This is a genomic window from Cupriavidus necator (assembly GCF_040578825.1).
Lineage (GTDB): Bacteria > Pseudomonadota > Gammaproteobacteria > Burkholderiales > Burkholderiaceae > Cupriavidus > Cupriavidus necator_E.
The window spans coordinates 57,335-70,339 of the sequence record NZ_JBEFLI010000014.1 but is presented as its reverse complement, the minus strand read 5'-3'; the positions used below and the strand labels follow the sequence as shown (position 1 = coordinate 70,339).

Here is a 13,005-nt window from a genome sequence, read left to right as displayed (position 1 = left end):
TTCACTCCCTCGTTGATCAGGCTTCGCGCAACTGGTACTTCAGCACCTTCCCTGCCGCACTGACCGGCAGCGATGTCACGAACAGCACCTCGCGCGGCACCTTGTAGTTGGCCATCTGCCGGCGGGCCCAGGCGATCAGGGTCTCGGCATCGAGCCGCGCGCCATGGCGCAGCACCACGTAGGCACGGCCGACCTCGCCCAGCCGTTCATGCGGCATGCCCACCACCGCGACCTGGGCCACCGCCGGGTGGGCCGTCAGCAGCTTCTCCACCTCCGCCGGGTAGCAGTTGAAGCCGCCCACGATAAACATGTCCTTGATGCGATCGGTAATGCGCAGGTAGCCGCGCGCATCGAGCGTGCCGACATCGCCCGTATGCAGCCAGCCTTCGCCATCGATCGCTTCGGCCGTCGCCTCCGGCAAGCCGAAGTACCCCTGCATCACGTTGTAGCCGCGCACCAGCACCTCGCCCGGCTCTCCCGTAGCCACGGGCTGCCCCTGCGCATCGACGCAACGCAGTTCGATGCCTGGCATGGCGCGCCCGGAGGTGCCGGCGACTGTCTCGGCGTCGTCGCCGGCGCGGGTCAGCGTGGCAAAGCCGCACGATTCGGTCAGGCCATAGCCGGTGATGACGGTGTCGAAGCCCAGTTCGTCGCGCATGCGCTGGATCAGCACCGGCGCGATCGCCGAGGCACCGGTCACCGCGATGCGCAGCGAAGACAGGTCGAACTCGCGCAGGCGCGGGGCGTTGAGCAGCGTCTGGTAGAGCGTCGGCGGGCCGGGCAGCACGGTGATGCGCTCGTTCTCCACGCGCGTCATCACGGCCTCGGCGTCGAACACCAGGTGCGGCAGCACCGTGGCACCGCGCGACAGCGCCGCCAGCCATCCGGCCTTGTAGCCGAAGGTATGGAAGAACGGATTGACGATCAGGTAGCGGTCGCCCGCCCGTACGCCCGTGATCGCCGCCCAACCGTCGATGGCGCGCAGGTTCTGCGCATGCGCCGTCATCACCCCCTTGGGACGCCCGGTGGTGCCCGAGGTGAACATGATGTCCATCAGCGTGTCGCCGCGCACGCCGGCCTCGCGCCGGGCAAACGCTCCCATGTCCGTCTGCTGCGCCAGTTCAAGGAAGGCTTCCCATGTCAGTTCGTCGGAACCGGGGCTCCGGCCCTGCCCCGGCCGCAGGATCACCAGCCGCTCCAGCGTGGCGGGACGGTGCGGCGCCAGCATCTGCGGATAGCTTTCGCCGAGGAAGTCATCGACACAGAACAGCAGGCGCGCGCCGCTGTCGGCCAGCACGGCCCCGGCTTCGGCACCCTTCATGCGCGTATTGAGCGGCACCAGTGCCGCACCCACGCTGTGCGTGGCCAGCGCCGCGAGGATCCATTCGGAGAAATTCGGGGCCCATACGGCCACCCGGTCGCCCGGCTGCACGCCCAGCGCCATCAGCGCGCGGCCCGCCTGGATCCGGCAGGCATCGAGCGCGGCGTAGGTGAGCCGCAGCCCGTCTTCCTGGATGGCGATACGCTCTGCGTGGCGCTGCGCCGCACGCCGCACCAGGTCGGGAATGGTGGCGGCAATGTCGTCGTTGGCAGCGGCGTCGAGGTCGAAGCCGGCCGCTGCCGCAATGGCGTCGATGGTGTCAGATGGGGTCATGTCAATCCGGGAACTTCAGATGGATTTCGCCGCTTGCGGGGCGGGCCTGACAGGCCAGGGTCCAGCCCGCCTCCAGGTCGGCGCGGTCGAGCACATGGTTTTCGCCGAGCGTCACGTCGCCCTGCGTCACCTGGCACATGCAGGCGCCACACAGCCCGGCGCGACAGGAATTGGGGGCAGCCACGCCGGCACGCTGCAGGGCGTCGAGCACGGTTTCGTCCGGTGCCACGCCGACCTGGTGGGTCTCGCCGTCGAGCTGAACTGTCAGCGCCGCGCCGCGCATGGCGGCTGCGGGGGCGGCCGACGCTACCGCCGCGGCGTGCGCCGGCCGCTGTGTCTGCGCCACATCGGGCAAGGAGACGAAGCGCTCGACATGGAGCTTTGCGCGCGGCACGCCAAGTTCCTGCAGCGCGGACTGGGCCGCGTCCATGAACGGACCCGGACCGCAGAGGAAGCACTCGGCGAGGCTCCACGGCCGCACCAGTTCCTCGATCTGGCGCTGCGTCGGCGGGCCTTGCACGCTGTCCAGCCAGTGGATCACGCGCAAGCGGCCGGGGTGGCTGCGCGCCAGCTCCCCAATCGCTTCGCGGAAGATGATGGAGCGCTCGTCGCGATTGGCATAGAGCAGCGTCACCGCACCGCGCCCGTGGCGCAGCGCCGCCTTGGCGATAGACAGCACCGGCGTGATGCCGCTGCCCCCGGCCAGCAGCAGGAAATCCCCATGCAGCGTCGGCGGGGTGAAGACGCCGGCCGGCGGCATCACCTCCACCATATCGCCCGCGCCGAGATGGTCGCAGATCCAGTTGGACACGCGCCCGCTCTGCACGCGCTTGATCGTCACGCGCAAGGCGTGGTCCACCTCAGGCGTGCTCGACAACGAATAGCAACGCTGCAGCGGTACGCCGTCCACGGGCACGCGCAGGGTCAGGAACTGCCCGGGACGGTAGGCGAAGGTATCGCGCAGGCCGTCCGGCAGCGCGAATACCAGCGAATGCGCCTGGTCCGTTTCCGTGACCACTTCGGCGATCTGCAGCCGGTGGAATTGCACTGGCGCCATGATGTCCTTCTTCAGCTCTGGGTGGCGTCAGGCCACGCCCATGATGGTCTGCGCGTTGTCGATGCGCAGTTCGGCGCCGTTGATAAAGCGCGATTCGTCGGAAGCCAGGAACAGCACCAGATTGGCGACGTCGCGCGGATGGCACATGCGCTGCATCGGTTCGGCGCCGCCGACCTCCTCCGGCAGGGCCGTGGCGCCGCCGGGCAGGAAAGCGGCGGTCATCGGCGTGAGGATGCCGTCCGGATGAATCGAGTTGCAGCGCACGCGGTAGCCGTTCTGCTTGCAGTGCCCCGCCACGGCGCGCGTCAGCGCGGCCACCGCGCCCTTGCTGGCGCTGTAGGCGCAGAACGCGCCCATGCCGCCCAGCGCCGCCACCGACGACATATTGACGATGCTGCCGCCGCCCGCCTTCATCGCGGCCACGCCGTATTTGCAGCCGAGGAAGTAACCGTCGGCGTTGACGCGCATCACGCGCTGCCATTGCTCCAGCGTGGCGTCCTCGACCGAGCCCAGCATCAGGATGGCGGCATTGTTGACCAGCACGTTCGGCGCGCCGAAGTGCTGCCCGGTGCGCGCCATCACCTGCTGCCAGCCGGCTTCGCTGGCGATATCGTGCGGCACGAACAGCGCGGCCTCGCCGATCTCGCGCGCCAGCGCGTGGCCCGCTTCCTCGTTGAGGTCGGTCAGCACCACGCGCGCGCCTTCGCGCGCCAGCAGCAGTGCGTCTTCCTTGCCGACGCCGCTGGCGGCCCCGGTGACGATAGCGATCTTTCCTTCAGTACGTCGGCTCATGCGTGGTCTCCTGGTGGTGGTTTGCCTGCCGCTCGCCGGCAGGCTGTCGAATGAGATGGCGGCCGGCGTTGCGCCCCGACCAGATGCAGTCGGCAAGCGACAGGCCGCTGACATAGTGGTTGGATGCGATGCCGACGGCGGTGCGGCCCACGGCGTAGAGCCCCGGAATGGGCGCCCCGCCCGCGGCAGCGAGCACACGGCCGCTGGACTCTTCCACCGACAGGCCGCCCAGCGTGATCGCCGGACAGGGGAAGACGCGGCTGTTGGCCGAGATGTCGATGGCGAGCCATGGCCCGGTTTCAAGTGAAGCGCACATCTGCGCCGACTTGCCCGCCGGGTCGGCAATCTCGCCGCGGGCAGCGGCGTTATAGAGATCGATGGTGGCGCGCAGGGCCGCGCGCGGCATGCCCAGCTTGTCGGCCAGGGCCTCGAGGCTGGACGCGCGCCGCGCGCCGCCGAGCAACAGCAACGCCGCGGGCAAGGCCTGGAAAGCCCATAGCCGGCCGCCCAGGCATTCTCGCAAGGCGGCGCGCGCCAACGCTCGGTTCAGGATCAGCCACGCGCGTCCGCCATGCCGTTCGCAGATGGCGTGGCCCAGCGTGGCGCCATAGGTTTCCTCATTGCCGATGCGCGCGCCCTGCGCATCGACCACGCAGCCGCGCGCCCAGTCGAACGGCGGATTGATAAAACGCCAGGCCGAGACGCGTTCCAGATGCCGCGTGGCCGCGCCGGCCGACTCGCCAAGCCGGATGCCGCTGCCGTCGCAGCCGGTCGCCCCCAGACGCCAGTTCTGCAGATACTTGCCGGCGTGGCTGGCCACCATGGCGCGGTTGAAGATAAAACCGCCGGTGGCCAGCACGACCGCGCGGGTGCGAACCGCGACCGGGCGCGCGTGGCGCAGCTCCAGTTGCAGCACGCGCTGCCGCAGCTGGTCGGCCACGCCGGGCAGGGCGTTGTGCAGGCGCTCGGCCATGCGCGCCAGGCGGGCATGGCGCTTCTGCTGCCGTCCCGGCGGCACCTGCCACAGCTCGACGCCAATCACCGCGCCGGCGTGGTCGACGATCAGCCGCCGCGCCGCGGTCTGGCGCATCACCGTCACTTCCGGGCGGGCCTGCACGGCGCCGCGCAATACGCCGTACAGCGTACGGCCGGACATGCCGGGGCCTTTCACGCGGTGCCCGCGCGGCGCGGGCGCGGCATGCCGCGCATACGCCGGCACCGCTTCGTTGCCGGAGTAGTAGAGGTAATAGGGTTGCGCCGGATAAGAGGTCTTGCGCGGCGGCACGGTGGCGGCAAAGCGCACGCCCACGCCTTCGAGCCAGCCGATCATGTCGCGGCTGCGCTCGCAGAAGGCCTGCAGCGTGGCCTCGCTGACGACTTCGCCCGTCTCCTGGCGCAGGTAATCCGCCATCGCCTGCGGCGTATCGGCGTAGCCCGCCGCGGACTGGTACGGCGTGCCGCCGCCGGCATAGACCACGCCGCCGCTCTTCGCGCTGGCACCACCGCCTTCAAAGCGTTCCGCGACGATCACGCGCGCGCCGCCCTGCGCCGCTTCCAGCGCGGCGCAGGCGCCGGCGGCGCCGAAACCCACCACCACGGCATCGCAGACAGCGTGCCAGGGGTGCGCGTCCGGGTCCTCGAGGCGCAGCGGTGCGCAGACCGGCGTGGCGGCGTCGGGATGCATGCTTTTGCCCCCGCTCAGGCTGAACATAGCGCGGCCAGCGGCGCGGAAGTGGTATAGGCGCCGTCGACATAGACCAGCGGCGAGACCTCGCCCGCCAGGCGCACCTCGCGCAAGCGCCCGATAAAGACCGCATGCGTGCCATAGTCGAAGCGGCCATCCTGCCGGCAGACCAGGTTGGCCTGGGCGTTGCGCAGGCACGGCACGCCGAGCAGGTCGTCCTCCCACTCGCCGCTGGTGAAGCGCTCTTCGCCCTTGAGGCGGCCGCTGCAATCCACCGCGATGTCGCGGTGGTCCGCGGCCAGCAGGTTGATGCAGAAGTCCGTGCCGGCATCCAGCGGCGGATAGATCGACGAACCGCGGTTGATGCAGATCAGCAGCGACGGCGGATCGGCCGACAGCGAATCGACTGCCGTCACGGACATCGAATAGCGCCGCTCGCCATGGCGGCAACTGATCACCGCCACCGAGCGCGCCATGCGGCGCATCGCCTTCAGCATGTCGTCGCGCATCGTGGCGCTGGTTTCGGGATTGGCGCTCATGGGGCCTCCTGTACGGTTTGAGCGTGGGGCGCAACGGCAGGCTGCTGCGAGCGCTGCGAGAGCACGTCGGCAGCGATAAAGCCGAAGGTCATGGCCGGGCCCAGGGTGGAACCCGCGCCGGGATAGCTGGTGCCCATCACCGCGGCACTGGTATTGCCGATGGCGAACAGGCCGGCAATGGCGCTGCCGTCGTCGCGCAGCACGCGCGCGCTGGCGTCGGTCACCAGGCCACCCTTGGTGCCGATGTCGCCGGCATCGAGCCGCACCGCGTAGAACGGCGCCTTGCCGATCGGCGCGAGGCAGGGATTGGGCCGTACCGCCGGGTCGCTGTAGTAGGTATCGAACACGTTGTCGCCCTTGCCGAACTCCTCGTCCACGCCGGTGGCGGCGTAGCGGTTCATGCGGGCGACGCTGTCGGCCAGCCCGCCGGCGTCGACGCCGATCTGCTGCGCCAGCTGCGCCAGCGTGTCGGCGCGCACCAGGATGCCGGACAGGCTGGCCGGAATGCTGCGGTCCGGCATGACCGAGCCCGGCAGGACCGGCCCGCACGGATACTTGTGGCGGAAGGTGGCGTCGAACACCATCCACGCCGGCACGCTGCAGCCGGTCTTTTCGTGGTCGCGGTACATCGCCGGCACGAACTCGGAATACGGCGCGGCCTCGTTGACGAAGCGGCGCCCTTGCCCGTTCACCACCAGGCAGCCCGGCATGGCGCGCTCGATAAACAGCGCGCGCTGTTTTTCCTCGCCCTGCACGTGCACGGTCGGCGCGCCCCACACGTGGGACATCAGCGCCACGCCGGCGCCAACGGCCTGCGCGGCCCGAATCGCATCGCCCGTGTTGTTGGGCGGCGTGGCGCTCCAGGCAGCCTGCGTGGGCTGCGGCAGGTATTGCTCGCGCATGGCCTGGTTGCGTTCGAAGCCGCCGGCGGCCAGAATCACGCCGCGCAGCGCGCGGATCTCCACGACCTGCCCGCCTTGCACGGCGCGCACGCCGCGCACCGTGCCGTCCTCCACGATCAGGTCCTGCAATGCGGTATCGAGCCATAGCGGGATGGCGCGATCCATCATCGCCCGCCGCAGGCCGCCTACCAGGCTGTTGCCGAGGGTGAGCCGGCGGTCGCGGCGGGTCTTGCGGCGCCAGCCCAGGTCGAGCCAGTAGCGGGCGAAGTGGCGCACCGCCAGGCCCAGCCAGCCGGGCGAGCGGCACAGCAACGCATGCGCCTCGCCGGAAGTCACGGCCACGCGTCCGCCCACCAGCGTGCCCGGCGACGGCGGCCGCAGCCGGTCGAATTCCTCGCGCAGCCGCTTGCCATCGAACGGCATCGGGTCGAGCGCGCGGTAGCCGGGCATCGCGCCCGGCACCTTCTGGAAGTAGTCCGCGTAGCGCGGCAGCGCGTAATAGCGCACGCCGGCCTGCTGCTCCAGGTACTGCAGCATGCGCGGCGCGTGATCGAGGTAGGCGCGGATGCGCTGCGGATCGCCGTGCTCGCCGGTGCACGCGAGCACGTACTCCAGCGCCTTGCTGTAGTCGTCCTGCCCGCCTGCCGGCGCGATATGGTGGTTGAGCGGGATCCAGATGCCGCCGCCGGACACCGCCGAGGTGCCGCCATACTGGCGGCTCTTCTCCAGCACCACCACCGACAGGCCGCGGTCGGCGGCACGACAGGCGGCCAGCATGCCGCCGGCGCCCGATCCGACCACCACCACGTCAAACTCCTTGGGCTGCATGCGCGCTGTGCTCTGGGTCATGATGGATTCCCTTGCCGGTGCGCGGCTTCAGATAAAGAAGTCGGTGTTGGCGCGCCCCATCATCACGCCGCCCAGGTTCTGGCCGAAGCGGTCCAGGTTGTTGGCGTAGTGGGCGCGTGCGGCGTGCAGGTCGAGGAAACGGCGCACCATCGGGTTGGTGCGGTAGATGCCGTTGCCGCCGGCGTAGCGCAGCAGGCTGTTGGCAAGCTGCGCGCAGCGCTCGGCCACCTGCGACGACTGGTAGCGGAAATGCAGCCGGCGCGGCGTCTGCACCTGGCCGCCCTCATGGGCGACGGCCAGCAGCTCGTCGAAATTGCGTTCCAGGATGGTCCGCATCTCGTCGATCGCCACCTGCGCATTGGCGCAGGCCATCTGCGCGCCGCCATCCTCGGCGGTCTTGCTGCCGCCGTTGCTGCTGACGCGGCCGTCGGCGTAGGCGACGAAATCGTCCAGGGTGCCCTCCAGCGCGCCGATGCACGCGGTGCACACGGCACGCACGAAGATCTGCGCGAACGGCAGGCGGTACAGCGGTACGTCGTTCACCGCCAGGCCCGGGCTGGTGCCCATGGCGCCATCGACGGCGCGATGGGTGCGGTAGTCGGGCACGAACACGTCATCGACCACGATGTCGTGGCTGCCGGTCGCGCGCAGGCCCAGCACATCCCAGTTGCGCACGATCCTGTAGTCGGAGCGCGGCAGCAGGAAGGTGCGGTAGTCATAGGCGCCGCCCGGTTCGGCGGGGGGCACCAGGCCGCCCAGGAAGATCCAGTCGCACAGCTCGCTGCCGCTGGAGAACTTCCAGTGGCCGGAGAAGCGATAGCCGCCCTCCACCGGGGTGACCTTGCCCACGGGCATGTACGTCGATGCGATCAGCGTGGTGGGGTCCTTGCCCCAGACCGCCTGCTGCGCGCGTTCGTCGAACAGCGCGAGCTGCCAGTTGTGCACGCCGACCACGCCGTAGACCCACGCGGTGGACATGCAGCCCTTGGCCAGTGCCATCTGGATGCGGAAGAAGGTCTGCGGGTCGAGTTCATAGCCGCCGTAGCGACGGGGCTGCAGCACCTTGAAGAAGCCCGCGGCCTGCATCTCGGCGATGGTTTCCGCGGGGATGCGCGCTTCGGCTTCGGCCTGGTTGGCGCGTTCCGCCAGCGCGGGAATCATCTGCTCGGCGCGCGCGATCAGGCGGGCGGCCAGGTCCTTGGGATGGTTGTCGTAAGGCACCGCGGTCTCCTTGTGGCTTTGTTTTGGGGCTGGCGTTGATGGTTGCACCGGGTGGGCGGGGTGCCATCGTCTGATGGGACTAGCTTTTTTTGATGCCACGGCGCGCCGCGAATCCCGACTGGGGTCTCCCTCTCCCGCTTGCGGGAGAGGGGAGCAAACCCTCGGTAAGCAAGACGCCCTGCGCTCAGGCCAGCGCCCGCAGCTTCCTTCCCTGCTTGCGGAAATGCGGGATCACGTGCTCGCCGATATTGCGAATGGTCTCGAGCTGCGCCCACTGCGGCACCGTGCCCATCTGGCAGATGAACAGGATCTCGTCGGCACCCGCATCGATCAGCCGCTGCACGTAGCCGATGCAGTCCTCCACCGTGCCGTAGGCGTGGTTGGGATTGAGCATCATCATCGTCGGATCGCTGAAATCCACCGAGACCTTCTCCGAAGCGAACCTGGTATTGACGACCGCCTTGCCCTGCGCATCGGTAGCGGTGACATGCTCGTCGTCCCAGGCCGCCGGATCCGGGCGCTCGCCGCCGGCATACCAGTACGACAGCGACTCCATGAAATAGCGCTGGCCCTTGATACCGATCTTGCGCGCGGCCAGCCCATCCTCCAGCACGATGGTCGGGCACAGCGCCGCCAGGTGCTGGTGCGGGCGGAAGCCGACCTGGTCCTCGGGCTTGCGGCTCTCCCACGCGGCGCGGTAGATCCTGTTCTTCTTGGCCACATCCTCGGGGCCGCCGAAACCGAGCACCAGTGCCCCCATGCCGCGCGCGCCGGCGCGCTGCAGCGTGTCGGCATTGGTGCAGGCCAGGTACATCAGCGGGTGCGGGTCCTGGCGCGGCTTGGGATGGATGGGGCGGCGCGGGATCTTGATGAACTCGCCATCGTGCTCGATCTCGTCCTGCGTCAGGATCTTCGGGATCAGGTACATCGACTCGTCGATCATCGGGTGCAGGGTGTTCAGGTCGTAGCCGAAGGTACCGGCCTCCTGCTGGGTGCCGCCCTTGCCCACGCCGAAGTGGACGCGGCCACCGGAGAGGATGTCGAGCGTGGCGATGCGCTCGGCCACCTTGACGGGATGGTTCATCGCCGGCGGCAGGCACACCACGCCATGGCCGATGCCGATGCGCCGGGTGCGCCCCGCAACGAAGGCCAGGAATGTTTCCGGCGCGCTCATGTGCGCGTAGTTGGTCAGCGCGGTGTGCTCGACCGCCCAGACCACGTCAAAGCCCATGTCCTCGGCCAGCACCACCTGTTCCATGATGTCATCGAACACCTTGTGGTCGCCGGCGCGCGAGGCATCGACGGTCTGTGCTTCATAGATCAGCGAAAAACGCATTGCAGTCCCCTTCCCTGGCATTGATGGTTCAGGACCGCCACCGTGGCGCCGCCGGTTGCCGCGCCTCGGGCCGGAAGCGGCCTGTGTGATCGCAGTGTGGTCGGCGCGAGGCGTTGCAACATCGTCTGATTGGATGATGAGCAGGGCATGGCGCATCCCTATCATTGGCGCAGGGCATCACGCCCGCTCTCAGACAAAGGACCAGGAACACCATGCAAGCCAGGCTGCTGCTTTACCCCGTCCCGGATCTCGACACCGCGCTGCCGCTTTTTACGGAAGGACTCGGACTGCCAGTGAAGTTTCGCGACGGCGATCGCTATTGCGCGCTCGATGCGGGCGCGCTGACGCTGGCGCTGGTCGCCGGCGAAGAAAGGCTGGTGGACCAGCCCGCGCTCGCATTCAGGGTGAATGACGGTGACGATATCGCCGCGGCGGTCGCGCGGCTGGTGGATGCGGGTGCGCGCGTCACGCAGCCCGCGGCGCAGGGGCCGCATGAGACCCGCGCGGTGCTGCACACCGCGCAAGGCTTTGCGCTGGTGCTCAGCGCAAAGCCCTGACGATTGCCTTAGCCCAGCGAAATCACGCTGCTCAGCAGCATGCGCACCAGCGTGGCCTGCCGGGTCACGCCGGTCTTGGAGAAGATCGCGCGCAGGTGCGCGCGCGCCGTGTTCTTGCTGATACCGAGTTCATCCGCGGCTTCATCGAGCGTGAGGCCGTTGGCCAGCTGCAGCGCCAACTGGGTTTCCGCCGGCGTGAGGTCGAACAGCTGGCGCACCACTTCGTGCGAGGCCTGCGAGCGCCGCTCCGGGTCGCGGATGAACACCACGCAGGCCGGGCGCTTGCGGTTGTCCTCCGACCATTCGCTGAGCGGGATGGTGCGGATCAGCACGCCCAGCCTGGCGCTGCCGGACGGACGCGTGATCGACATCGCTTCCATCAGCGCCGGCGCGGTGCCGAGGTGGCCCATCATCGCCTGGCGCAGCAGGCGCTGGAACTTGCGGTTCTCCTGGCCGTATTCCACGTCCAGTCCGCCCTTGGCGATACGGATGCCGTCCTTGGCGCCAAGGATGTCGTCGGCGGCCGCGTTGGTCTTGATGATGGTGCCTGACTCATCCAGGATCACCATGCCCACCAGCATGCGGTCGATGGCGCTGGCATAGACGGTGCGCTCCGACTCCACCACGTCGAGGCGCGAATGCAGATCGACCGCGCGCTTCAGGTGCGGCAGCAGCGCGGTGCACAGCGCCTTGTCCGCCGCCGAGAAGTCGCGGCCGTCGTGCTCGCGGCATACGCGGAAGCGGCATTCCACGCCGTCGTCGGTGCGCAGGTCGGCGCCGAGGATGTAGCGGATGCCGATGTCCTTGAGGAACTGCAGGTAGATCTCGCTCTGGCACCAGACGCCTGGCCCGAGGTGCTCGTCGATGGTCACCACCCGGTCCGACGGCAGGCCGATGAAGGGGTCGAGCGCGTAGTAGTAGTTGTTGTAGGAGGTCTCGCCCGGCAGGGTCGAGCCATGCTCTGACGCATTGACCATCAGCCCGGGCCGGTCCGTGGCCGGCGAGCGAAGGATCAGCGTCACATAGTTGGCGTTGAGCTGCCTGCGGATCTGCTCCAGCGCCTTGCCCCACGGCACTTGCTCCATCGGTCCCTGGTAGATATTCCCCAGCAACGCGCTGAAGTCCGACAGCGACACCGTGGTCTGCGCGAACAGGTGCGCGGCCGCCTGGCTCTGGCTAACCTCCATCAGCATTTCCTCTGTCTCCATTGTGGCGTGCTCAGCGCTCCGGACGTTGCCGGGCCGCTGGCTTATGCGGGCTCTGTGGCCCTTTTTTGTGCCCCGATTATAGGGACGGCAAAGGGGTCGCGGCTTGCCCCTCGCCTTCATGGTTTGCCCTAGGGAGACCGGCAATGCACGCAAGCCGGACTAGTCCCGCGGGACAGGCCCATCCTCACGCGCCGGCGGCGCGAACACATACTCCAAACAGACTAAGGACAGACCCATGGCCCGCGTGCCAAGGGCAAACCCCTAGACGCCACGGGACGCCCACCGCCCCTACCCAAACAGACGATGCCGTGCCGCCGCGCTGGCGCTACAAGACAGCCATGCGCGGCGATCCCCGCCGCCGCTTTTTCCACGGAGAAACCAGACCATGGCGGCAAACCCGCGGCAGCAGGCCGCAGTGATCACCGGAGCGGCCAGCGGCATCGGCCGCGCGCTCGCGCAGGCCCTGGCCGCGCAAGGCTACGCGCTGGCGCTGGCCGATATCGACGCCGATGCGCTCGAGGCGGCACGTGCGGAGCTTGCCGCCGATGGAGCGACGGTCATCGCCGTGCCCACCGACGTCTGCGACGCGCGGCAGATCGCGCACCTTTGCGACCAGAGCTTCCTGCACCTGGGCCGTGTCGACCTGCTGTTCAACAACGCCGGCGTGCTCGCCACCGGCCGCTGCTGGGAGTTGCCGCCGGAGGTGTTCGACCACGTCATGCGCGTCAACCTGTGGAGCGTGCTGCACGCGCTGCGCTGCTTCGTGCCGCGCATGGCCGCGCAGGGCGCGGGCCATATCGTCAACGTCGCCTCGATGGCCGGCCTGGCGGTGGGGCCGTGGCTGGCCCCCTACACGCTGTCCAAGCAAGCCGTGGTGGCGTTGAGCGAAGGGCTCGCGCTGGAGCTGCAGGCGGCAGGACTGCCGCTCGGCGTGTCCGTGGTCTGCCCCGGCCCGGTGGCCACCGGCATCGCGGCGGGCCTGGACGGCGGCGCGCCGCGGGAGGTGGACCAGATGAACGGCGCGCTGCGCAGCGGCATTGCCGCCGGCATGACGGCGGATGAGGTCGCGCGCGTGATCCTGGATGGCGTGTCGGCCGGCCGGTTCTGGATCCTGCCGCACGAGCAGGCCGTGCATGCGGCACTGGCACGCGCGCAAGGCATCGCCGCCGGCAGCCAGCCGGCCTTCGCACTCTGAGCTTGATTCCC

Annotated in this window: 11 protein-coding genes; 2 read left to right on the top strand and 9 right to left on the bottom strand. The window is 69.1% G+C overall.

Features of this window, described 5'->3' with window-relative positions; all coding sequences use genetic code 11:
- Nucleotides 1-16: 16 nt before the first annotated feature.
- The 8 genes from AB1I47_RS09885 to AB1I47_RS09850 form a co-directional block, all read right to left on the bottom strand.
- The gene (locus AB1I47_RS09885) at nt 17-1,654 is read right to left on the bottom strand and encodes a FadD3 family acyl-CoA ligase (protein WP_354683567.1); all 1,638 of its coding nucleotides are present in this window, start codon (nt 1,652-1,654) and stop codon (nt 17-19) included.
- A gap of 1 nt (nt 1,655) precedes the next feature.
- Nucleotides 1,656-2,711 carry a ferredoxin--NADP reductase gene (locus tag AB1I47_RS09880; RefSeq protein ID WP_354683566.1) on the bottom strand — a complete coding sequence of 352 codons (1,056 nt, stop codon included), beginning with the start codon at nt 2,709-2,711 and terminating at the stop codon, nt 1,656-1,658.
- A 27-nt stretch (nt 2,712-2,738) separates the two neighbouring features.
- Nucleotides 2,739-3,503: an SDR family oxidoreductase gene (locus AB1I47_RS09875; protein ID WP_354683565.1), complete on the bottom strand. Its 765-nt coding sequence runs from the start codon at nt 3,501-3,503 to the stop codon at nt 2,739-2,741.
- Entirely contained in the window at nt 3,487-5,187 is a 1,701-nt protein-coding gene (locus AB1I47_RS09870; RefSeq protein WP_354683564.1) for an FAD-binding protein, read from the bottom strand. The genes AB1I47_RS09875 and AB1I47_RS09870 overlap by 17 nt, the downstream gene beginning before the upstream one ends.
- A gap of 14 nt (nt 5,188-5,201) precedes the next feature.
- Nucleotides 5,202-5,726 carry a flavin reductase family protein gene (locus tag AB1I47_RS09865; RefSeq protein WP_354683563.1) on the bottom strand — a complete coding sequence of 175 codons (525 nt, stop codon included), beginning with the start codon at nt 5,724-5,726 and terminating at the stop codon, nt 5,202-5,204.
- Nucleotides 5,723-7,477, bottom strand: a complete 1,755-nt coding sequence (locus AB1I47_RS09860; protein ID WP_354683562.1) for an FAD-dependent oxidoreductase — start codon at nt 7,475-7,477, stop codon at nt 5,723-5,725. Before AB1I47_RS09860 ends, AB1I47_RS09865 begins: the two co-directional genes overlap by 4 nt.
- 27 nt (nt 7,478-7,504) lie before the next feature.
- A complete protein-coding gene (locus tag AB1I47_RS09855) occupies nt 7,505-8,698 on the bottom strand; it encodes a flavin-dependent monooxygenase (protein ID WP_354683561.1) in 1,194 nt (397 codons plus the stop codon).
- Nucleotides 8,699-8,882: 184 nt separating this feature from the next.
- Entirely contained in the window at nt 8,883-10,034 is a 1,152-nt protein-coding gene (locus AB1I47_RS09850; protein WP_354683560.1) for an LLM class flavin-dependent oxidoreductase, read from the bottom strand.
- Nucleotides 10,035-10,246: 212 nt separating this feature from the next.
- Here AB1I47_RS09850 and AB1I47_RS09845 point away from each other — a divergent pair, with 212 nt between their 5' ends.
- Complete coding sequence (locus AB1I47_RS09845) at nt 10,247-10,591, top strand: VOC family protein (protein WP_354683559.1); 345 nt, start codon at nt 10,247-10,249, stop codon at nt 10,589-10,591.
- 8 nt (nt 10,592-10,599) lie between these two features.
- On the opposite strand, the gene AB1I47_RS09840 is transcribed toward AB1I47_RS09845, so the two are convergent.
- Nucleotides 10,600-11,784, bottom strand: a complete 1,185-nt coding sequence (locus AB1I47_RS09840; protein ID WP_354683558.1) for a helix-turn-helix transcriptional regulator — start codon at nt 11,782-11,784, stop codon at nt 10,600-10,602.
- Between the two features lie 400 nt (nt 11,785-12,184).
- Here AB1I47_RS09840 and AB1I47_RS09835 point away from each other — a divergent pair, with 400 nt between their 5' ends.
- On the top strand, nt 12,185-12,994 hold the full coding sequence (locus tag AB1I47_RS09835) for an SDR family NAD(P)-dependent oxidoreductase (RefSeq protein WP_354683557.1): 810 nt from the start codon (nt 12,185-12,187) through the stop codon (nt 12,992-12,994).
- The last annotated feature ends 11 nt before the right edge of the window (nt 12,995-13,005 follow it).

Bases quoted from the DNA above. Each gene is read 5' to 3' on its own strand.
- AB1I47_RS09875 (WP_354683565.1), bottom strand. From the start codon at position 3,503: ATGAGCCGACGTACTGAAGGAAAGATCGCTATCGTCACCGGGGCCGCC.
- AB1I47_RS09840 (WP_354683558.1), bottom strand. From the start codon at position 11,784: ATGCTGATGGAGGTTAGCCAGAGCCAGGCGGCCGCGCACCTGTTCGCG.
- AB1I47_RS09870 (WP_354683564.1), bottom strand. From the start codon at position 5,187: ATGCATCCCGACGCCGCCACGCCGGTCTGCGCACCGCTGCGCCTCGAG.
- AB1I47_RS09885 (WP_354683567.1), bottom strand. From the start codon at position 1,654: ATGACCCCATCTGACACCATCGACGCCATTGCGGCAGCGGCCGGCTTC.
- AB1I47_RS09880 (WP_354683566.1), bottom strand. From the start codon at position 2,711: ATGGCGCCAGTGCAATTCCACCGGCTGCAGATCGCCGAAGTGGTCACG.
- AB1I47_RS09850 (WP_354683560.1), bottom strand. From the start codon at position 10,034: ATGCGTTTTTCGCTGATCTATGAAGCACAGACCGTCGATGCCTCGCGC.
- AB1I47_RS09835 (WP_354683557.1), top strand. From the start codon at position 12,185: ATGGCGGCAAACCCGCGGCAGCAGGCCGCAGTGATCACCGGAGCGGCC.
- AB1I47_RS09860 (WP_354683562.1), bottom strand. From the start codon at position 7,477: ATGACCCAGAGCACAGCGCGCATGCAGCCCAAGGAGTTTGACGTGGTG.
- AB1I47_RS09865 (WP_354683563.1), bottom strand. From the start codon at position 5,726: ATGAGCGCCAATCCCGAAACCAGCGCCACGATGCGCGACGACATGCTG.
- AB1I47_RS09845 (WP_354683559.1), top strand. From the start codon at position 10,247: ATGCAAGCCAGGCTGCTGCTTTACCCCGTCCCGGATCTCGACACCGCG.